Source organism: Acinetobacter sp. GQ146 (assembly GCF_059758585.1).
On record NZ_JCAXDV010000004.1, the window covers coordinates 157302 to 177684 of the forward strand.

Annotated in this window: 18 protein-coding genes; 5 read left to right on the forward strand and 13 right to left on the reverse strand. The window is 44.6% G+C overall.

Translation table 11 applies throughout. The features are described 5' to 3' along the window. Positions 1-186 precede the first annotated feature (186 nt). Positions 187-1839: an acyl-CoA dehydrogenase family protein gene (locus AC6CHI_RS08725; RefSeq protein WP_498120927.1), complete on the reverse strand. Its 1653-nt coding sequence runs from the start codon at positions 1837-1839 to the stop codon at positions 187-189. Between the two features lie 79 nt (positions 1840-1918). On the opposite strand from AC6CHI_RS08725, the gene AC6CHI_RS08730 reads away from it, so the two are divergent. Beyond that, positions 1919-2536, forward strand: a complete 618-nt coding sequence (locus AC6CHI_RS08730; protein WP_498120747.1) for a TetR/AcrR family transcriptional regulator — start codon at positions 1919-1921, stop codon at positions 2534-2536. A gap of 198 nt (positions 2537-2734) precedes the next feature. On the opposite strand, the gene AC6CHI_RS08735 is transcribed toward AC6CHI_RS08730, so the two are convergent. Continuing rightward, positions 2735-3481, reverse strand: a complete 747-nt coding sequence (locus AC6CHI_RS08735) for a hypothetical protein (RefSeq protein WP_498120749.1) — start codon at positions 3479-3481, stop codon at positions 2735-2737. Positions 3482-3687: 206 nt separating this feature from the next. Continuing rightward, positions 3688-5874 (reverse strand): catalase/peroxidase HPI, encoded by a 2187-nt coding sequence (gene katG, locus AC6CHI_RS08740; RefSeq protein WP_498120751.1) that lies wholly within the window; start codon positions 5872-5874, stop codon positions 3688-3690. A 272-nt stretch (positions 5875-6146) separates the two neighbouring features. On the opposite strand from katG, the gene AC6CHI_RS08745 reads away from it, so the two are divergent. Both AC6CHI_RS08745 and AC6CHI_RS08750 read left to right on the forward strand, forming a co-directional pair. Next, positions 6147-6602 carry a thiol-disulfide oxidoreductase DCC family protein gene (locus AC6CHI_RS08745; RefSeq protein WP_498120752.1) on the forward strand — a complete coding sequence of 152 codons (456 nt, stop codon included), beginning with the start codon at positions 6147-6149 and terminating at the stop codon, positions 6600-6602. Continuing rightward, complete coding sequence (locus AC6CHI_RS08750; protein WP_498120754.1) at positions 6580-6999, forward strand: DoxX-like family protein; 420 nt, start codon at positions 6580-6582, stop codon at positions 6997-6999. The genes AC6CHI_RS08745 and AC6CHI_RS08750 overlap by 23 nt, the downstream gene beginning before the upstream one ends. Here the strand turns inward: AC6CHI_RS08750 and AC6CHI_RS08755 are convergent. The 7 genes from AC6CHI_RS08755 to hcaE all read right to left on the reverse strand — a co-directional run bounded on the left by AC6CHI_RS08755 (position 6996) and on the right by hcaE (position 13920). Further along, positions 6996-8048 carry an MBL fold metallo-hydrolase gene (locus AC6CHI_RS08755; RefSeq protein ID WP_498120755.1) on the reverse strand — a complete coding sequence of 351 codons (1053 nt, stop codon included), beginning with the start codon at positions 8046-8048 and terminating at the stop codon, positions 6996-6998. The genes AC6CHI_RS08750 and AC6CHI_RS08755 overlap by 4 nt on opposite strands. 242 nt (positions 8049-8290) lie before the next feature. Further along, on the reverse strand, positions 8291-9517 hold the full coding sequence (gene hcaD / locus AC6CHI_RS08760; protein WP_498120757.1) for a 3-phenylpropionate/cinnamic acid dioxygenase ferredoxin--NAD(+) reductase subunit: 1227 nt from the start codon (positions 9515-9517) through the stop codon (positions 8291-8293). 1 nt (position 9518) lies between these two features. Then, positions 9519-10487, reverse strand: coding sequence for a 3-carboxyethylcatechol 2,3-dioxygenase (locus AC6CHI_RS08765; protein ID WP_498120758.1), 969 nt, complete (start codon positions 10485-10487; stop codon positions 9519-9521). A 406-nt stretch (positions 10488-10893) separates the two neighbouring features. Then, positions 10894-11709, reverse strand: a complete 816-nt coding sequence (gene hcaB, locus AC6CHI_RS08770; protein ID WP_498120759.1) for a 3-phenylpropionate-dihydrodiol/cinnamic acid-dihydrodiol dehydrogenase — start codon at positions 11707-11709, stop codon at positions 10894-10896. A gap of 2 nt (positions 11710-11711) precedes the next feature. Continuing rightward, complete coding sequence (gene hcaC, locus AC6CHI_RS08775) at positions 11712-12038, reverse strand: 3-phenylpropionate/cinnamic acid dioxygenase ferredoxin subunit (RefSeq protein WP_498120760.1); 327 nt, start codon at positions 12036-12038, stop codon at positions 11712-11714. Next, positions 12038-12556 carry a 3-phenylpropionate/cinnamic acid dioxygenase subunit beta gene (gene hcaF, locus AC6CHI_RS08780; RefSeq protein WP_458892602.1) on the reverse strand — a complete coding sequence of 173 codons (519 nt, stop codon included), beginning with the start codon at positions 12554-12556 and terminating at the stop codon, positions 12038-12040. Before hcaF ends, hcaC begins: the two co-directional genes overlap by 1 nt. Then, positions 12553-13920, reverse strand: coding sequence for a 3-phenylpropionate/cinnamic acid dioxygenase subunit alpha (hcaE, locus tag AC6CHI_RS08785; RefSeq protein ID WP_498120762.1), 1368 nt, complete (start codon positions 13918-13920; stop codon positions 12553-12555). Before hcaE ends, hcaF begins: the two co-directional genes overlap by 4 nt. A gap of 282 nt (positions 13921-14202) precedes the next feature. Between hcaE and hcaR the strand changes: the two genes are divergently transcribed. Continuing rightward, positions 14203-15102, forward strand: a complete 900-nt coding sequence (hcaR, locus tag AC6CHI_RS08790; protein ID WP_458892600.1) for a DNA-binding transcriptional regulator HcaR — start codon at positions 14203-14205, stop codon at positions 15100-15102. 306 nt (positions 15103-15408) lie between these two features. Then, on the forward strand, positions 15409-16086 hold the full coding sequence (locus AC6CHI_RS08795) for a DUF1345 domain-containing protein (RefSeq protein ID WP_498120764.1): 678 nt from the start codon (positions 15409-15411) through the stop codon (positions 16084-16086). A 73-nt stretch (positions 16087-16159) separates the two neighbouring features. Here the strand turns inward: AC6CHI_RS08795 and AC6CHI_RS08800 are convergent, their stop codons facing one another. From AC6CHI_RS08800 to dmpG, 3 genes are all read right to left on the reverse strand, one after another. Beyond that, entirely contained in the window at positions 16160-17020 is an 861-nt protein-coding gene (locus AC6CHI_RS08800; protein WP_498120765.1) for an alpha/beta fold hydrolase, read from the reverse strand. Between the two features lie 284 nt (positions 17021-17304). Continuing rightward, entirely contained in the window at positions 17305-18543 is a 1239-nt protein-coding gene (locus tag AC6CHI_RS08805) for an OprD family outer membrane porin (protein WP_498120767.1), read from the reverse strand. Between the two features lie 816 nt (positions 18544-19359). After that, positions 19360-20379: a 4-hydroxy-2-oxovalerate aldolase gene (gene dmpG / locus AC6CHI_RS08810; RefSeq protein ID WP_498120769.1), complete on the reverse strand. Its 1020-nt coding sequence runs from the start codon at positions 20377-20379 to the stop codon at positions 19360-19362. Between the last annotated feature and the right edge of the window lie 4 nt (positions 20380-20383).

The window sequence follows — 20383 nt, forward strand, 5'->3', positions numbered from 1 at the left end:
ATCCTTGCTTTAGAACATCTCAATCCTTGTATGTTCCGGAACATCCTGTTCCTGAATGAGATGCATGATAGGAGATTTCTAAAAAAATACCTATACGCAAAGTCCTTCATTTATTGTACGCCACAGCTTACATAATCGATCAAAAAACAATCTACACTTTGCGTTAGTTTGTCACGACAACTGCTTTTAACCAGACAAAGCACGTTGCAATAATTGTTCTACATCAATGTCTTGTAGCTCTAATATGCCCACCACGCGCCCATGAAAGGCATGGTAACGTGACTGAATAAAAGCCTTGCTGACAAAGTCTGGCGCATACTGCTGTAATAAAATAGCTTGGGCTAAAATCACCAATCGACTCACAACACTGCGTGCTATGAATTGCAATTGCTCAGGCTGTTGCTGAAATAAAGCCAGCAATTGCTGTAATTCTGCAAGCAATACTGGCTGCTCGGCTACCACAGATGCAAAGGACTGGAGTAAAACCTGCAGCGTTTCCGGCTCTCGCTGAATGGCTCGCAGTACATCCAGACACATGACATTACCTGAACCCTCCCAAATGGTATTGACTGGTGCTTCCTTAAAAATGCGCGCCATCATGCCATTATCGACATAACCATTGCCGCCAAACACTTCCATCATTTCACCAGTGAGTTCCACTGCACGCTTACAAATCCAGAACTTGGCCGCAGGGGTCATAATGCGTTTCCATGCGACAGACAAGGCATCATCTGTTTCATAACAATGGGCCAAGTAAAAACTAAGCTGTATGGCAGCTTCGGTTTCTAAAGCCAAATCTGCCAATACCGCTTGCATGAGAGGTTGTGCGGATAGGGTTTTGCCAAAAGCTTGACGCTGTCGGGTATAGGCCAAGCATTGCACCAGTGCCTGTCTCAGCATGGCGCTACTACCCACCGAACAGGTCAAACGGGTGTAATTTGCCATTTCGATAATGGTCGGAATGCCACGCCCTAGCTCTCCAATCATGATGCCCCAAGCCGCTTTAAATTCGACTTCAGAACTGGAATTACTGCGATTCCCGACTTTTTCTTTTAAGCGTTGCACTTGTACCGCATTTTTACGGCCATCTTCTAGCCAACGCGGTACAAAGAAGCAGGCCAAACCATCCTGTTCAGTTTGTGCCACCACCAAATGTGCATCACACATTGGGGCAGAGAAAAACCATTTATGCCCCGTGAGTAAATAGGCTTGCCCTCGTCCCGCAGCAGCAATCGGTTTTGCCAGCGTTTGATTAGCGCGGACATCTGACCCTCCCTGTTTTTCGGTCATGCCCATGCCCAGCCAAATCGACTTTTTCTGCGCAATTGGAATATCTCGCGGGTCATATTCGGTCGAGAGTAATTTACTCCCGATTTTCTCCCACAGCTCGGGTTCGCGTTGCAGCACAGGAATGCTACCCAACGTCATTGCGGTCGGGCACAAACTGCCACATTCTATTTGCCCTGTGAGATAGAATCGTGCTGCCCAATCTACCCAATTAGCTTTTGTATGGGGCTGTAAAAATGGATGCGCATGTACAGCATGATTTCGGTTTAATGCCATCCATTGATGCCATGCAGGATGAAACTCGACTACATCCAGACGACGACCCCGAGCATCAAAGCTATGTAATAGTGGTGTATGCCGATTGGCTTGTTCTGCATAGGCATAATATTCTGCTGAGCCTGCAATTTGCCCCAGTTCGGTTAAATGTGCCTGATCCTGACTGCCATAACGTGCCAAAATCTCCTGCAATACCGTGTCTGTAGTGAATAAGTTATAGTCTTGTTTTTCATCAAATTGATTGCTAATTTGATGGGTCATCCATGTATTCAACATCGCCATTTCACTCTTGTTCTGATTTGGATTTTCTTTCAGTATAGACAAAAATGTCCCTTGAGATGTTCAGCTTTTAGCTATGAAAAATCCTGAGATTCAAGTCCGTCGTAAGCCGCGCCAATCCAGAGCTCGACTGACCCAAGAAGCTTTGCAAGACAGTTTTGTTCGGCTTTTGCACGAGCATTCGGCAGAGAAAATAACCATTCGTGAAATTACCGATGTGGCTGGTGTAGGCTTGGGTACCTTTTATGAATATTTTTCTAAAAAGGAAGATTTGATTGCCTTGACCATTCATCAGCATGTGAAAAACAATGCTGAACAACTCAAAAGTTATGCACAAACGCGAATGCAGTTATCCACAAAATTAAGTTTTGAGGACTATTTACAGCAGATTATTCACTTTCAGCTAAAGCAGATTCAGGCGCAACAGTTTCTTTGGGCACAGACTTTTTTACTGGAACGGCAGGTTTCAAATATTGAAAGTTACCGTAAAAGTTATGCCATGATGCTGCAAATGTGGCGCAGCATTTTGTCGCCTTATATGGAAGATGAAATGCAACTCCAGCGAATCAGTTTAAATGTGCAGCGGGTGTGTTATGGCTTTGTGTCGCAGACTTTATTGGTCGAGCCTGAATTTAAGGACTGGGATGAACTTGGAAAAGACATTAGCCAAAGTTTGGAGAAGATTAATTTTTAATAAGCGAAGTAACCATCTTGAATTGGCAAAACACATCTAAATTAATGACTTATTTACAAATCGGATTTCTTCATTTATTAGCACATCAAATAAATTAAGCAATTGATATTTAATACAATATAAAAAATACATAATCATCAGCCTGATAAATTAAAATATTTTAGAAGAGTTTTACATCCACTATTTTACTTAGAATTACTACCTAATAGGGTTATTTTTAGAAATACAGTTATTATGAGGAAGATCAAATATATCTTTAAATTCAATAGAGTGAATAAATTTTTCCCCTAAATTAGTAATTATTAAAGGGGAATCGCCCCAAAATGTAGGAGCAATTAGATTTAGGTTTTTCAGTTCTTCCATATAAGTAGGTAAAAGTGGATTTTCATTTTGCAAGGCATAAACATCATTAGATTGCCATAGTGACTCTTGCCCTAATATTACAAATCTATTGAGAATATCTAAGTGATTAAAACTTAATCTATCCAAAATCGAAATGAATAATGAAATCATTTGTGGTGAAAGAGTTGTATCTACGCATCCGTTTGCATATAAATTTGAAAATAATTCAACTTTTGCTTCTTCATACTGATTCCTAGATTTTATAAGCATCCCTTCAAACAGTTCTTCTGCAGGTTTTCTATATCCTACAGAAGATCTAAAAAAGTCATCATCTCTTATTTTAAGACCTTGATTTAAATTGCTTTCTAATTTTTCTACGAAATAAATATAAGCTTTATTAGTACGTATAACTTCTCGCTGTGACATATTCCTATCTAAAGTATCAGCTATTGTTTCACCAGCTGTAGTAATTAATACCCCTATGGTATTTGGAATAATTCCTGTTGGATCAGGAATCCATACTTGAAGTATTGGAGTGGTAGCTGCTGCAGTTATTTGAGAACCTTCTTTAAACACAGCAGGTAGAATTCTTCTAATGTTCATCAAATACTTTTCCTGAGAAATTTTAGTTTTTCTACAATTCACCATACACAGCTTATATAAAATTAAATTTAATAAATTAATTATTTAAATAAATTGAGACCAAATTAAAAATAAAGTGTGCTTACTTATCATTAACTTTTTAAATACAAAATCATCATTCAATAAAAAACCGCCCTTTCGAGCGGTTTTTTATTTTTAAAAGAAAATTACTTCACATCAAAACGGTCTGCATTCATGACTTTGTTCCAAGCGGCAATAAAGTCATGCACAAATTTCTCTTGGTTATCGTCTTGCGCATACACTTCCGCATAAGAACGTAAAATCGAGTTAGAACCAAACACCAAGTCCACACGAGTCGCAGTCCATTTCACTGCGCCTGTCGCACGATCACAAATTTCATAACGGTTTTTAGCGACGGGTTTCCATGTGTTATTCATGTCGGTGAGGTTCACAAAGAAATCATTGCTTAACACACCCACACGGTCGGTAAACACACCTTCTTTTGCACCGCCATAGTTGGTGTCTAACACACGCATACCGCCAATCAATACCGTCATTTCTGGTGCGGTTAAGCCCATGAGTTGGGTATGATCTAACAACATTTCTTCAGGTTGTACCGCATAATCCTGTTTTAACCAGTTACGGTAACCATCATGTACAGGTTCTAAGTCGGCAAATGAGTATTCGTCGGTTTGTTCCTGAGTCGCATCACCACGACCTGGCGTAAATGGTACTTTGACATTTACCCCTGCGGCTTGCGCTGCTTTTTCTACCGCTGCGGTTCCCCCCAGCACAATCAGGTCGGCAATGCTGACTTTTTTCGCAAGACCAGCCTGAATTTCTTCCAGTTTGGCTAAAACTTTGGCTAAACGCTCAGGCTCATTCCCTACCCAGTCTTTCTGTGGCGATAAACGAATACGCGCGCCATTGGCACCACCACGGTAGTCCGAACCACGATAAGTTCTGGCACTGTCCCAAGCGGTGGTAATTAAATCACTGCTAGATAAACCACTATTCAGCAATTTTGCTTTCAGTTCATCAATTTCCGCTTCAGACAAGGTGTAATCCACAGTCGGAATTGGGTCTTGCCAAATCAAGTCTTCCGCAGGCACATCGGCACCCAAGTAACGCGATTTTGGCCCCATATCACGGTGCGTTAGTTTGTACCATGCACGGGCAAAGACTTCGGCTAAACGTGCAGGGTCTTTATAAAAACCTTCTGCAATTTTGCGGTATTCCGGGTCCATTTTCAGAGCCATGTCGGCATCGGTCATCATCGGATTGCGGCGAACATTCGGGTTGTGCGCATCAACAGGCTTGTCTTCCTCTTTGATGTTAATCGGTTCCCATTGTTTTGCCCCCGCAGGGCTGGTGGTTTTTTGCCACTCATAGGTAAATAAAAGATACAGGAATTCATTGTCCCATTTGGTTGGATGTGTGGTCCATGCACCTTCCAAGCCACTCACCATGGTATTAGGGCCGTTGCCTGTGCCTTCTGGATTATGCCAACCTAAGCCTTGGAATTCGACATCGGCTCCTTCCACATCTTTACCGAGGAGTTCCGCCTTACCATTACCATGCGCTTTACCCACGGTATGCCCACCGACGGTAAGTGCCACGGTTTCTTCATCATCCATACCCATACGGTCAAAGGTCACTCGCATGTCTTGTGCGGTGCGCAGTGGATCTTGTACACCATCCACACCTTCAGGGTTCACGTAGATCAAGCCCATTTGTACCGCAGCCAGTGGGTTTTCTAAAGATTTACGGTCTTGGTCACTGGCATAACGGTTGGCTGTTGGTGCCAGCCATTCCTGCTCTTCACCCCAGTAAATGTCTTTTTCAGGATGCCAGATGTCTTTACGCCCACCGCCAAAGCCAAAGGTTTTAAGACCTGCCACGTCATACGCCACAGTGCCTGCGAGAATAATTAAATCTCCCCAAGAAAGTTTGTTGCCATATTTTTTCTTGATAGGCCACAGCAAACGGCGACCTTTATCGGTGTTGACGTTATCTGGCCAACTGTTGAGGGGAGCAAAGCGCTGATTACCTGTATTGGCACCGCCACGCCCATCTTGCTTACGGTAAGAACCCGCCAAATGCCATGCGGTACGGACAAACATCCCAATATAACTGCCATAATCGGATGGCCACCAGTCTTGGCTGCTGTTAATCAGGTCTCGGAGATCTTGTTTTACGGCTTCTAAGTCGAGCGACTCGAATGCCTTGGCATAATCAAATTCGGGATCTAAAGGATTGGTTTTGGTATCGTGTTGCGAAAGGATGTCTAAATTAAGTGAATTTGGCCACCAATCATGTGTGCTGGCAGCGGAGGTATTTGCGCCATGTGAAAATGGGCACTTACCCGTCGAGGCTTGCGAATTATTGTCCATATTATCTCTCCAAACTCAAGTATGGCATTGATTATTATTGAACCGTCGTAAATAGTGTTCGACTACCAACATAGCCCTTTTTTTATACAAGCTAAAGCGGTATTTACTAATCAAAACAATCGAATTCTTCTATGCTTAGCCCAGATTCCAAGTCTATGTTTCAGTTCAACATCAAAAAAAAAATCGGCCTACAATTGAGAGGCTTTTTTAAACTATCTCGGTGTTCAAGAATCTGCTATTTTGAAGCGTCTGAATCTGTGAATGCTTAAACAATGCAACAAGATATCCAACACATCATTCAGCAAAATGACATTATTCTCTTTGATGCCATTTGTGTCATTTGTAATGCTTGGGCCCATTTTCTCATTCAACATGATCCACAGGCGCAATTTAAATTAGTGTCAGCCCAATCTACTTTGGGAGAGGAAATTCTTAAATATTATGCGCTGTCGACCACCCATTACAGCACCATGCTTGTGATTATAAATGGGCAACTATTTACCGAATCGACGGCCTTATTAAAGGTTCTGTCTCGGCTAGGACTTCCGTTCTCACTGATGAACGCGGGTTATCTGATGCCGCGAGCTTTTCGAGATTTTCTGTATCGCAAGGTTGCACTGAATCGCTATAAAATTTTTGGTAAAACCCATTTTTGTCTTATTCCATCCCCAGAAAATAAGCATCATTTTCTAGAACAGGTCATCCGTGGACAGTCAGCAAGCAAATAAAAAATCTCTGCAAATCATTCATATGAGCCTAGCCACACTGTGGATCTATCAAGGTCTTGTTCCGAAAATTCTATTCCAAGCAAACGATGAAATTCAGATCTGGCGCATGCAAGGATTCAACCCAAACACGGCTATACATTTGATGCAATACTCAGGGGTCATGGAAATCCTGTTTGGATGTCTTTTTTTATGTGGTTATAAAAGCAGGCTGTTACATCGCTTGAATATTCTCGGCATGTTGGGCTTAAGCCTTTTAATATTAGGGACCTATCCGCAATATTTTATGCAAGCCTTTAATCCCTTTGTCATGAATGTAGCAATGGCGGCGCTGTCTCTCACCGCCCTTACGCTGATCCAACAGAGGGATAGCTCTTCTCACATGCCAAGGCCGCATTAAACAATCAAGCGCTTTCCTTCACGGATGCAATAGAATGGATTCATCAATTTCGAAGTGCCTCGCATCGCGACATGTAGGTCATGCTCAGGTTGCTCACGCGCTTCATCGGTGAGTTGATAGCTGCGATAATGAATCGCCAAGGAGCATTTGGCATGTAAGTCTTTATGCGCCTGAAAGGCATCTTCAGGGTTCATATGCAAATACCGCATCAACTCACGCGGCTCATACGCCCCGATTGGCAATAGGGCAATTCGAGGAGCCCCCAAGCGTGCATGAATCTCTTTAAAATGGGCGGAATAGCCTGTATCACCGGCAAAAAAACAATGATCTCGACCATGTTTTACCGAGAAGCCGCCCCAGAGTGCCATATTCTGATCACGCATGCCCCGCCCAGAACCATGTTGCGCCGGGGTATAGACCAATTCAAGTTCATGGAATTGTGCCGACTGCCACCAGTCCAATTCAATAACATGAAAACTCTTCGGCAAATACCAGCCATTTCCTAAACCGGTATAAATCGGCATGGCAAATTTTTCATGTAACCAGTTCAAGCTAGCGAGATCCATATGGTCATAGTGATTATGACTGAGCAACACCGCATGAATGGTCGGTAATTCTTCCAGAGCAATCCCTGCTGGGCAAAAACGCTTGGGACCACGCCCTTGTTTCGGACTCACAAAATCAGCCCAAACAGGATCTGTTAATAAGTTATAAGGCCCAATTTGTAACAGTACCGTCGCATGCCCAACAAACCAGACTTGCCAGTCCTCCAGTGCCGCATTGGGACGATCATGCGGTAAAACACGGTTAGCACTGCTATTTGAAGGATCCGTGCTCTCTGCAGCGCCCCATGTGGAAGACTTTCTTTTTAACAGCCATTTAAACAGATCAAAATGGGTGAGACCTTCGGGTGCAGGCGTAGGGTTTAAAAACCGCACGCCATTAAAATGTGCAGATTCAAGATATTGAAAAGAAGGTCTACGCCAAGTATGTGACCAACATTCTTGGGTTTTAATTTGGAAATGCTGTTGTTGTAAGTTCTGCTTCATGTACTGTCATTATCTAAAAGAAATGTCACATTCAATCCAATAACACGAATGTCGAGATCGGCGTGTTTCTTATTGTAGATACTCTGTTTGCTAATTCAAGCCAAACCGTAAAATATAAACTTTAGACGTATAACTTAAAGCTGAGGCGTCCACACTCTCGCGGTGGAAGGTTCGGATAGATCACCAAATAAAAAAATAGCAGGCTTAAATCTCCCAAGCCTGCCAAGGTTGCAAACATGGTTTTAGGCAATTTTGCGTAAGTCTTGTACCAGATCCAGATGCTTTTCGGCATCAAAAGGCTGTTGCTTACTGATCATTTTTTTCAAATGGCGCATTTCTTTGGCTGCATTCACCGTGATGCCTCCCACGACAATACCGTCGCTTACTCCAAAGAGTACACAGGAACAGGCTGAACCTAAAGCTGGGTCCATGTCCCCGCGCACATACCATTCGGCTGCCTGCATATCACCCACAAACTGGTAATTAATCTCCAGTTGATCGGTCCAGAACCATGCAGGATTGGCTGCTGGATGCGTCACACCCATCACATGGCGGGCAAAAATTCCTGCTTGCAGATTGGCATTTTCCCACGTTTCCACACGGCGGTATTGACCATCGGCACGCAGTTGGGTGGCCACATCGCCCGCAGCATAAATATCCGGATGTGAGGTTTGGCAGTTTTCATTCACCTGAATGGCAAAATCTACCGCCAAGCCCGCATCAACGGCCAGTTGCGCATTCGGTACAATGCCAATCCCGTAAATCACCGCATCTGCACGCAATTCTTCACCATCGGCTAACGTAATCAGCACCTCATCACCCGCTAAGCGGCAGTCACTGATTTGGGTATTCAAACGGACATCCACACCAGCCAATCGTTGCTGTGCCAGTAAAAATTCGCTCAGAATCCGAGGAGATGAACGTCCCATCACCATCGGCCCCATTTCAATCACGGTCACCTGACAGTCTTTAAACCGTGCTGATGAAGCCAGTTCCAAACCAATTACGCCACCGCCAATTAACACAATGCGACGCTGTGTTTGCAGCACCGGAACTAAAGCTTGAGAGTCTTCCAGATTCCGTAAGGTATAGACCTGTTGACCCAAAGCATCGAAATTCGCTAAGCGACGCGCAGCACCACCTGTCGCCAATAACAGCTTGTCATAGGCCAGCAGCTCCCCATTTTTCAAGGTCACGGTTTTGGCTTCAGCGTTGATTTTGACCACGCCATTACCACGAATCACCTCAACGCCCAATTCTGCCAGCTTGGCTTCAGACAGAATTTCAATTTTGGTCTCTTCCGGTTTTAAAATCACGTCTTTAGATAAAGGCGGGCGCTCATAAGGCAGGTGGCTTTCATCCCCGACCAAAATGATTTTGCCTGGGTATTGATGGGCACGCAGTTCTAAAATTGCGCTTGCCCCTGCTTGTCCTGCACCCACAATAATAATAGTTTCAGTCTTGCTCATGTCATGATCCTTTTAATCCTGCCGATACGATACCAAAGCCCGCAATCCACTCGCTAATGTCTTCATAGCAATGTGTCGTCATCTCATACGCTCCTAATTCATGCAATGCAGCAAAGGCGGCCATCCATGAACGGACTTCCTGACCACCACGACCACCATCACGACGAATCCCGGCTTCGGTCATGGCTTCAATTGCAGCGAAGTCTGCCTTGGCAAAGGTCTCTAACAAGGCACGATCCCACTCAGGATTCAACGGCACAGCCACGGACTGATCTCCCGCAGCCAGTTTTTGCCCCACAGCAATAATTTTGGCTTGGCGATTTTGGCGTGATTCAGGCGATGGGTTACGCCCACAAATCAGAAACTCTTCAACTTCCGGTGGCACTGCACCCATTTGTGGCGTCGGTGGATCATGTGATAATCCGCCTGTGCCTAAAATCAATACCCGCTCATGCTCTAGATTTAAAGACTGAATGAACTGTCCTACGGCACGTCCCAAGGCCACCGTCCGCTTGGTAGTCGGCATAGGGGCAGCCGCGCCATTAATAAAAATCGGAATGGTTGGATAACGGTTCAACTGCCCATCACATAAAAAATGCAACGGCTGAGTTACGCCATGATCGGCCTGCATGCGATAGGAATAAGCCACATCAACGCCTTCATCTAGCACACGGCGGACCAATTGCAGCGCTGTCTCCTCTGGAACATTCAGTTCAGGATGTTCCTTGCCATAGTCCCAATCCCCTGCGGCTGTGGCGCGAATGCCCACGCAGAAACTCGGCATCAAGTCATAGAAAAACCCATTAAAATGATCTGGACCGAAGGTAATGATTAAAGTCGGATCATAGGCTTTGACTTCCGCAGCCAGCTTGCTAAAGGTTTCACGAACCAGCTGTTCTTTGCGTTGTTCCTGCGGGGATGCAAATTCCATCAATGGGCTGTGCGATGCACAAATGAGTTTAACGGCCATGTGTGACTCCAAAATAGAAACCGTCGCTTAATGACTGTGTTTCCTTAAAATATTCAAAGATTTCAATATAAAGACTGGGTCAAAAATAAACGTTGAAATGATGAAGCTGAGTCTTTCCAAGAATGCATAAATTTTCGGATTAACCTTTGGTTCGACCTACTTTTCTTTTGGGAAAAGTAGGCAAAACCATTGTCGTTCGCAAAACTCGGCAACGACCAGCACGATCTTAATGAATCGCAGAAACATTTCGTTTTGGCTCTCGTCCTGCCTCAAACAATTGCGAATGACATTTCCGCGTACCAAAGATCTTGAGATACCCATCAAACCTCATTCAATTTAAATTCGAGATTTCTTTAGGTTTAAAAGCTCTGAAGATCCCTAAATGATGAGTCATTTAGTGAATCAATCACTCATCAAAGAACCCAGCACGCGGTTGACGTAAACCACGAATACCAAGACCACATTCAGCATTGATCAACACGCCCGTCAGTGGACGGTTATTTTGACGCGATGCCAACAGCACGTATGAACCGGTCATGTCTTCAGGTTCAGGCAGAAAATTCAACGGCATACCCCGAGCAATTTTTTCAGGGTCGCGGGCATCGAGTAAACCAAGGTTCTCCTGCCCTAAAGATGCGGCACCTTTAATGTTGACGTTCATGCCTGATGGCGCAACCGCATTCACGCGCACTTTAGGTGCGAGCTCATAGGCCAGCTCTTTCATCACCCCCACACCCGCATGTTTAGAGGCGGTATAAATGGGTCCACCACCCGCAGAATAAAGCGCAGAATTTGAAAGCGTAAAAATGATCGAACCTTCAGATTTCACCAATTCATCCAGTGCCGCTTTCGCACCCAGAATCAGAGCCTTGGTGTTAATGCCCATGATTTCATCAAAGGCATGTTCCAGTTGTTCACCCGACATATTCACGATGTCGGCATAGTGGTCCCAAATGCCCGCATTGCCAATAAAGCAGTCCAGTTTGCCAAAGCGTTCCACCGTGGCCTGCACTGCTCGCACGTTGTCGGCAAAATTAGCGACATCACCCGTCACTGCCACAATACGGTCACCGAAATGAGCTTTGAGTGCATCGACCTTGGCTTGCGAGCGTTGTAGTACTGCAACCTGAGCTCCTTCTGCTAAAAAGCGCTCGACCAACGCCCAACCCAGACCCGAACCACCACCGGTAATCAGGGCAACTTCACCCTCCAGCCAGCCCATGCTTATGCTCCTTCCATACTGACGTACAAAGCACCATCTTCGATCAGCACAGGAAAAGTTTGAATTGGATCAGTGGCTGGCAGGCATAAAGCCTGACCTGTTTTCAGACAGAACCGGGCAGAATGTAATGGGCATTCCACCGTACCGTCTTCTTCCAGATAGCCTTCTGACATTGAAGCATTGCCGTGTGAACAACGGTCATTCATAGCGAAGAACTCTCCGCCATTGTTGAAGACTGCCAATGCTTCAATACCATTAACTCCACATGCCACTTTGAGCGCATCCCCTTCATCCAATTCATCGATTTGGCAGACAAAAATCTTATTCATTAGAAGAACACACTCAAGTTATGTGACGAATAGGTCACTTGATCCAATACAATTTTGCGATTAAAAATCTGCCAGCCCAACTCCGTATCCACTTTACGGATTTTGTCTAGGCGCTTACCGCAGTAGATGGTGACATCTTTTTCTTTTTGCGTGCGATACAGCAAATAAGTCAGATGCACATCATATTCACCCTCGACGTCAGTCGCTTCGACCAAAATATTCGAGACCATATGCGTGGTGCGTGATGGCGGTTCTTCGGCCCATGCCATCCCAGTTTCCAAACGTGCCACCCGACGTTCCAACAGGTGTTTATTGTCATTAAACACCCATGTGGTTGGCGGTTCGACCGAGCGACGACGGTCACGGGTTTGAGCATTGGGCGTAGTACGCAAGGTATAGGAAATATCCTCGGCCAGCACATCCAGCCATTCGCGGAATTTCCAGTCATCCAGCAACTTGGCTTCGGTATACATAAATTGGCTAATTGAATGATAAAGCTCTAGGCTGACTGCTTTCATTTCACAAGCTCCTTCTCGTAGGCTTCTGCAGCGGCTTCCACGTCTTCCCATTTTTCATGGATCAATAAATCTGCCCAACGGCGATATAAACCACGTGCGGCAGTTTCAGAGAAAATGTAGTTGGTGATGCCTGGAATACCGTCTTCACGGACTTTTTCATTGCCCATGCCCATTTCCATAATCAGTTGGTTTTGACGTGCTTTATAACCACGTAAGACTTTCTGAATTTCCACCCAGTTTTCCGAGTCATCTTGCTCAAGGAAACCTGCCGGACCAAAGGCACGTGTCGCTGAACGCTCAAAGGCATCTTTCACTTCTTGTGAGGCTTCGGCATCGGCAATACAGAATGCCCAAACTTCGGTTTTGTTTGGACCGCGTGGGTGCCAGACGCGCAAAGTCGCAGTACCGTTTAACCAAGACAAAGTTGGGAACATGGTGTTATGCCCTGCCAAACGTAAAGCTCGGATTTCCCCTAGACGTTCTTTAACTTCATCAAAGGTTTCACGGAAGTAGTTGGCCACTTCACCATCGACCCATACGTTGGCATCCGGTTTTTCAGTAAAGAAGAAACCTGAACCATGACCGCGCTGACCATATTGCAAGGCATCTTTAGCAGTTTCCCAAACTGGACGCGCCGTTTGTGCTGCACCGAGTTGTTTCGAGGCATCATCATTCGGCTTGGCACCCAAAACTTGCACCGCAGAGGCATGCGAGAACAAGGCATGGTACTGGTCGGAAGCAAACTGTTCCGCGGCAAATTTCCAGTTACACTCGATTTCCCATTTGTGTACCCCGCCAATAATTTCGGTGCCCCCCGGACGACGATCCAGCACACCATCAAGATACCAAGCGATGTCGCCCATGTATTCAATCAGATCCGGGGTGGTTTCATCCCAGCAACCAAAGATCAGACCTTTGTAGCTTTCTACTCGGTTAACTTCGACCAAGCCCCATTTTTCTTTACACGCGCCCTGCGGGAAGGCACGATCTTCTAAAGGAATGTCTTTCAGTGAACCATCGACCCCATAAGACCAGCCGTGATACGGACAGGTAAAGGCACGGGTATTGCCACAGTCGGCAAAGCTGACACGCATCGAACGATGGCGGCATTGGTTTAAAAATGCTTTGATTGAACCATCTTTTTGACGTGCCACAATGATCGGGTCTTCACCCATATAGGTATTAAAGAAATCTCCCGCTTTAGGAATTTGGCTTTCATGACACAAAAACAACCAAGTTCGTCCAAACACGCGTTCGAGTTCTAATTCGTATAAATCTGGATCGGTATAGATGGATGGCGAGATACGTCCATTTTGTGCATCGACCAAAGCGTCGATTTCACGCACATCAATTTTTCCACTCATGAAAAGCTCTCCTGCGACCAATACACGGCACAACGTAAATAGACTCAACTTTGGGGGAATCATGGTTTTTTAGGCGCTTTTAGGGAAATATTTTTTTTGTTTTAATTAATACGTTTTAGCAATTATTAAAAAAGTAATTTCTTATATTAAAATCTCAACCCTATACTCAAGATCATTTATTTTCTAAATGCTTGAATCAACTTCACGGCATAGTTGTTTATAGATTATACTTTGCTGCAGTCATGGTAAGACATTTTTTGGATTACTCAGTGGGTTATTTATATGGAACTTAGACACCTTCGCTACTTCATTACCGTTGCTGAAGAACTGAACTTTAGCAAGGCCGCATTGAAGCTTTATACCGCACAGCCCTCTTTAAGTCAGCAAATTAAAGATCTGGAAGAAGATGTCGGTGTGAAGCTGTTGCATCGAACCAAGCGCAAAGTTGAACTCACGGAAGAAGGCGCCGTTTTTCTGGAACAGGCCCGTCTGACGCTGGCTCAAGCCGACAAAGCTGTAGCGATGGCACGCCAAGTGGCGCAAGCCAAACAGCAGATGCTACGCATTGGTTTCGTGCCTGTCGCGGAAATGAAGATTTTCCCCTACGTCTTGCCGAATTTACGGGTACAAAATCCTGATTTAAAAATTGAATTGCTGAGTATGAACAATACTGAGCAAATGCGTTTGCTCAAAAAAGGTGAACTGGACATTACCTTTACCCGACATAATTTTCATAATGATGAAATTGAAAGTCAGTTTGTACTGCGTGAGCCACTATTGTTTTTGCTGCCCAAAGATCATCCTTTGGCCAAATACGAACGCATTCCTGTTAAAGCCTTGAATGGTATTGATTTTATTATCCCTGCGGCAGAACAATCACTCACTTTGCACAACACCATTTTGGAGTTTGCCAAAGCCAACAATATTGAATTTAATATTGTGCAAAAGGCCGACAACATTCTGTTCAACATTAACTCGATTGGCATGGGACTGGGATGTACCATCTTGCCGGGCTATATTGCCCCACTGACCATGAACAATACCGTGATTCGACCACTTGAAGTGGAGTTGCCTTACCTCGACCTGTATGTCAGCTACCGTAAAAATAATACCTCACAGGCCGTCGATAAATTCATGGAGTTGCTGACCCGCGTGTTTTATTTAAATATTAACCGCAATTAATTTCAGCTTGAAAAGCAATACCAGCCCCTCAATCAGCGCACCATTATTTTCTGAATAAATAGTGGTGTGCCTTTTGGGCTAACGAATAGCAGCTTTTCAGCACAAAATCGTCCTTCGTCGACAGTAATACCGACACAAATATAGCGCTGTTTTTTTGCCCCTAATTTTTACGATACGATTCAGCCACAAAATCAGATTATTTGTAGGGTTTTTCCTACAACTTAAGTCTAAACTGATACCGATCAACGCATAAATTTTTATACTGTCAGCAATGAGATAAAAACAAAAAACTCTAGGGAGTGCTTTATGCCTATGCCTACCTTGCATCGTTTAAAATCAGGAATGCAATTTCGCCCCTTCTTTTTTATTACTTTTTTACTGACGGCCCTGATTTATGTGGTGCTAAATGTTTTCACCGACTGGACATGGTCGACCAACTTACTGATCAGCTGGAATATTGCCGTGTCCAGTTATTTGATTAAAACCATGCGTACCCTTTGGTCTGTCGACCATCGGCATATTTTGCAGCAGGCACAACAACAAGATGCCAGTAAATGGATTATTTTACTGCTGGTCATGCTGACTTTGGTGATGTGCCTGATTGCCATCGTGATTGAACTGACCCATTTACCACATAATGTGCTGCTGACATTGGGCCATTTATTGCTCTCACTACTGACCATTATCAGTGCTTGGTTTTTTATGCATACCATTTTTGCCATTCATTATGCACATGACTATTATCTGGCACTGGCCGATGAACAAGATGCAGGACTAGACTTTCCCAAAACCGCCCATCCGACTTATCCCGATTTCTTATACTTTAGTTATGTGATTGGCACCTCGGCACAAACCGCGGATGTTTCGATTACTTCCCGCCCGATGCGGATCCTGAATATTCTGCATATTCTTTTGGCCTATGGTTTTAATACCTCCATTTTAGCCATCAGCATTAATGTCGCCGCAGGTTTTATCACGCTTTAATTTAATGTGACCTCGATAAACGATCCGATATAAAAAAGGGATGGCTGAACCATCCCTTTGCTACTCCAAACTATTATTTCACGCCACGTGCGCTCAAATAATCTTTAATCACGGTGTTAAATTCTTCGGCTTTTTCCACTTGTGACCAATGTCCACACTGACTGAAAATATGCGCATCCGCCAATGGCACCGTATTTAAAATGTCCCATGTCCGCGAGACGGGAATCACCACATCCTGAACGCCATGGATCAGCAGTACAGGCACTTGAATCTCTTTCATTTTTTCAAAATCGAGCGGGAACTCGAAACGGTCACGATCACGCGCACCAACCACTTCCATTAAACGGTCTGAGGCATAATCATTCTTGGCCGCTTCATAACGCACATTGACCAGCTCATCGGTAATCAGGCTCTTATCCACCACAAACATCGACAAGGTGTTTTTAATGCCTTCTACCGTTAAGACAGGGTTGGCATGGGCTTTAAGCGCTGCCGTTTGTTTGGCTCCACCCGTCCCCATCGACACAATGCCCAGCACCCGTTCTGGGTAGTCCAGTACCATTTGGAAGGCCAACCAGCCCCCAAGCGAATTACCGACCAACCAGGTTTTTTCAATGCCCAAGGCATCGAGGGTACGCACCGCGTGATCGACCCAGGCACGAATGCCATAGGCTGTCCCTTCCGCCACCACAGTTTGACCGTAGCCAATTGAATCGATGGCGATACAACGAGCCTGCTCACCAATTTGCGGCAAGTTCAGCCACCAGTTGGCCGCAGCGGACACCCCAGTACCAGATCCATGTAAAAATAAAATCGGTGTGCCTTGACCCACTTCATGGTAATGGGTTAACTCTCCTTCAGCCGTTTCAATCCATTTATCTTCCAAGCCAAAAAATGGGTCGGTGGTGTAATTCGGGATTTGGACCGTGCTCATACATACTCCTCGTACAGCCTTGGACCTATCTGATCTTCTATGTTCAAGACAGGTCAATTCGTTCATTTCGACAGGTTTTACGGTTCCATCTTACCTGTTCCAAGCGCTGCCACTGATACTTGTTTTCGATCATATACTATAAAAAAACGATAATTTAAGATGCTGTTTTAAAACAATATTTCTACTTAAAAAACCAACTCCACCTGATTATCTCGGCGCGATCCTACAGGGTATCAATAAAAAAAGAGCGACTTGTCACCAAATCGCTCGCTTGCGGCTGAAACTTAGAATTTATAACTATAGCTAGTGGCAACCCGATATTCTTTTAAGTCACTTTTCCAGTCATAGTCGGTGTCAATATACATGGCTTGCACCCCTAAACCCTTGAGTTTACCTTCCGGCACGGTGTAGTTCACAATCAGATTTAGCTCTTGTTCTTGCTGATTGGTTTTACCACCTGCCTTAGCATCATACCCTGCAAAATAGATGGCATTGGCATTCAAACCTTTTAGCCCCAAGCCTGCAAAGTCATAGGCATAAGACAGGCTCCAAGATTTTTCCTTGGCATTGGTAAAGGTCGCAACGGACCAGTTGACCAAATACGGCTGCGGTACCCAACCTGCCAAGGTCGGGAAGTTATTTTCCCCAAACATTTGTTGATAGCCCAGCCCAACTGTATGTGCGCCACAATTCAATTTCGCACCCAACGACAAGGCTTGATTGTCAATCTCACCATAAAGCTTGTCACCGGACTCAGCGTTATCAAAATAACGCGCATGGCTGCTAAGTTTAGTCTTGGCGGTTAAATTGGTGTTGTAATTGAGGCCAGCATAGTGCTGTTGATAAATATCTTTGACATCGGCATACCAATAACTCGCGCCAATCTCAGGGTTAAACTGATGATCAATCCCTGCAATATACATCCCATCCGCGGCCTTGGCGGTATTGGGATTATTGTTCGGGAACAAGCTTAAGTCCTGAAACTGATTGTCATAACGGGCATTAATGCCATCAATATACGCCAAACTCAGTTTGGTATCTTTCAGCTCTTTCGACTCTAACCATGCGCCACTGTAAGTGGTAAGTAACTGGCGCGATGGGTCAAACACCAAGACTGGCGATACTGGCAATAATTCACCGACTTTGAGTTCGGTTTGCGACACTTTGGCTTTTAAAGTGGCACCAACTTTGCCGAAATTGCTGGCTTGTTCCTGTCCATTATGTGGAAGTACCCAATCGGCATTTTTATCCCGCCCATTTAAACGAAAGGCATGTTGCACCAATAAATCAGCACCCAATTGCAAGCCACCCAGTTCGGCATAACCTGATTTGGCATCTAAGGTGATACCTTGTGACCAACTGCCCCAATTGTTTTGTGGCAGCGTTTCATACTGGCGGTCTAAATAAAAATTTCTGAGTTTAAGCTGGACTTGGCTATCGTCGATAAATTCTGCATTCGTTGCAGTTGTACCTAATGCTGCAGTTGCAACACAGATGGCTGTCCATAAAGTTTGACGACGCATGGTATTCATTCCAATAATCACATTGAGCTATGACGCCATCATGCGGAACTCGTCGAAGAGAAAAAATCCGACCACAGTCTTAAGAAAATCGACTTAAACCCGACTTCAACCACGGAATACAGTTCGCCTATTTTTGATTAAGACCTAATTGCAATAACTCACTCTTTAGCAGATTTCGCAAGATGTAATGAAAGATTGAATCTATACCGTTTTTATTCGCCAAATCTGATTTATTCTCTGAATTACTGCAATTCTTAAGTGTTTTTTTGTTTAAATTTTAAGATCATATTTTCTAAGTTAGTTGCAGAATTATAAGAAAAAGCGCTCATATCACAGATATTTTCTATATGTGCATAATGAGGTTAAATAGCTTTAAAACAAGAAGAATGCGTAATCAAAAAACAAGAAAGGTCTAATTTATTAAATACGATAGAAAATAGAAGAACTTGATAATTCAATCGCAGTATTTTAAGTAAATATCCCTACGTTTAGAACTACTCGCCATGCAATCTTTCAATGGCTAAAGCTACTGTTGTTTCATAGCTGAGTAAAATCAGCTTTGGATACGCGAAGTGCGGCAGGGATGCCGCGCGTTGCCCATCACGGCACGGATGCTGTGTATGGGCAACAAAAGACTTTTGCCGACTTTGGGTCTTTCCAAAGTCGGATCTTGCCTGCGCAAAGGCGTTTAAACTTTATAAAATAAAAATACGGCAGTGCAGGCGCTGAAACTTAAGAATTAAAAAAGAAAATGCCAGTCAATTCCTTAATTGACTGGCATTCCTATTTAGATGTTCTTACTCATTCAAGATCAGATTAAACCAAAGCAGCCTTCGCTTTAGACATGGTCAACGCCAAATCTTCAATCATGTCTTCCTGACCACCCACGGTACCACGACGTCCCAATTCCAGCAGAATTTCACGTGCAGATACCCCGTATTTGGCTTCTGCGCGTTTCGCGAATAACAGGAAGGATGAATACACGCCTGCGTAACCTAAAGTGGCGGCATCGCGGTCAGCACGAATAGGGTTCAGCATCATTGGGATCACCAAATCTTCTGCCACATCTTGTACTTTAAACAGATCCACGCCAGTTTCTATGCCCATACGATTGGCGACTGCAATGAACAATTCTAAAGGTGTGTTGCCTGCGCCCGCGCCCAAGCCCGCAGATGCCAAGTCGACACGAATCGCCCCTGCATCCACCGCAGCCACGGTATTCGCCACGCCCATCCCCAAATTATGATGACCATGGAAACCCAGTTCAATACTGCTGTCCAGTTCTTGGCGCAATAAACCGACACGATCCGTCACATCTTGCGGCAACATATAACCGGCCGAGTCTGTTACATAAATACAGTTGGCCCCATAAGAGACCATCTTTTTCGCTTCTTCTAAAAGCCGCTCAGGTGATGCCATATGTGCCAACATCAAGAAACCCACGGTATCCATCCCCAAGTGACGCGCAGCGGTAATATGCTGTTCGGAACAATCGGCTTCGGTACAATGCGTCGCCACACGAATGGTCGAGACCCCAATCTCATGGGCCATTTTTAAATGATCGACCGTCCCAATGCCCGGTAATAGTAATGCCGAAACTTTGGCATTTTTCATCCGCGGCACCACAGCTGATAAATAGTCTTCATCACTGGCCGCAGCAAAACCGTAGTTGACTGAAGCCCCTCCCAATCCATCCCCATGTGTGACTTCAATCAGCGGCACCCCGGCATCATCCAATGCCGTTGAAATCGCAATCATTTGCTCAACCGTGGTTTGATGGCGCTGAGGATGCATCCCATCACGCAAAGTCATATCATGCACAATAATCTTAGACATGGGT

Excerpts from the sequence above, each read along its gene's own strand:
- AC6CHI_RS08725 (WP_498120927.1), bottom strand. The coding sequence starts at position 1,839 with ATGTTGAATACATGGATGACCCATCAAATTAGCAATCAATTTGATGAA.
- AC6CHI_RS08730 (WP_498120747.1), top strand. The coding sequence starts at position 1,919 with ATGAAAAATCCTGAGATTCAAGTCCGTCGTAAGCCGCGCCAATCCAGA.
- AC6CHI_RS08735 (WP_498120749.1), bottom strand. The coding sequence starts at position 3,481 with ATGAACATTAGAAGAATTCTACCTGCTGTGTTTAAAGAAGGTTCTCAA.
- katG (WP_498120751.1), bottom strand. The coding sequence starts at position 5,874 with ATGGACAATAATTCGCAAGCCTCGACGGGTAAGTGCCCATTTTCACAT.
- AC6CHI_RS08745 (WP_498120752.1), top strand. The coding sequence starts at position 6,147 with ATGCAACAAGATATCCAACACATCATTCAGCAAAATGACATTATTCTC.
- AC6CHI_RS08755 (WP_498120755.1), bottom strand. The coding sequence starts at position 8,048 with ATGAAGCAGAACTTACAACAACAGCATTTCCAAATTAAAACCCAAGAA.
- hcaD (WP_498120757.1), bottom strand. The coding sequence starts at position 9,517 with ATGAGCAAGACTGAAACTATTATTATTGTGGGTGCAGGACAAGCAGGG.
- AC6CHI_RS08765 (WP_498120758.1), bottom strand. The coding sequence starts at position 10,487 with ATGGCCGTTAAACTCATTTGTGCATCGCACAGCCCATTGATGGAATTT.
- hcaB (WP_498120759.1), bottom strand. The coding sequence starts at position 11,709 with ATGGGCTGGCTGGAGGGTGAAGTTGCCCTGATTACCGGTGGTGGTTCG.
- hcaC (WP_498120760.1), bottom strand. The coding sequence starts at position 12,038 with ATGAATAAGATTTTTGTCTGCCAAATCGATGAATTGGATGAAGGGGAT.
- hcaF (WP_458892602.1), bottom strand. The coding sequence starts at position 12,556 with ATGAAAGCAGTCAGCCTAGAGCTTTATCATTCAATTAGCCAATTTATG.
- hcaE (WP_498120762.1), bottom strand. The coding sequence starts at position 13,920 with ATGAGTGGAAAAATTGATGTGCGTGAAATCGACGCTTTGGTCGATGCA.
- hcaR (WP_458892600.1), top strand. The coding sequence starts at position 14,203 with ATGGAACTTAGACACCTTCGCTACTTCATTACCGTTGCTGAAGAACTG.
- AC6CHI_RS08795 (WP_498120764.1), top strand. The coding sequence starts at position 15,409 with ATGCCTATGCCTACCTTGCATCGTTTAAAATCAGGAATGCAATTTCGC.
- AC6CHI_RS08800 (WP_498120765.1), bottom strand. The coding sequence starts at position 17,020 with ATGAGCACGGTCCAAATCCCGAATTACACCACCGACCCATTTTTTGGC.
- AC6CHI_RS08805 (WP_498120767.1), bottom strand. The coding sequence starts at position 18,543 with ATGCGTCGTCAAACTTTATGGACAGCCATCTGTGTTGCAACTGCAGCA.
- dmpG (WP_498120769.1), bottom strand. The coding sequence starts at position 20,379 with ATGTCTAAGATTATTGTGCATGATATGACTTTGCGTGATGGGATGCAT.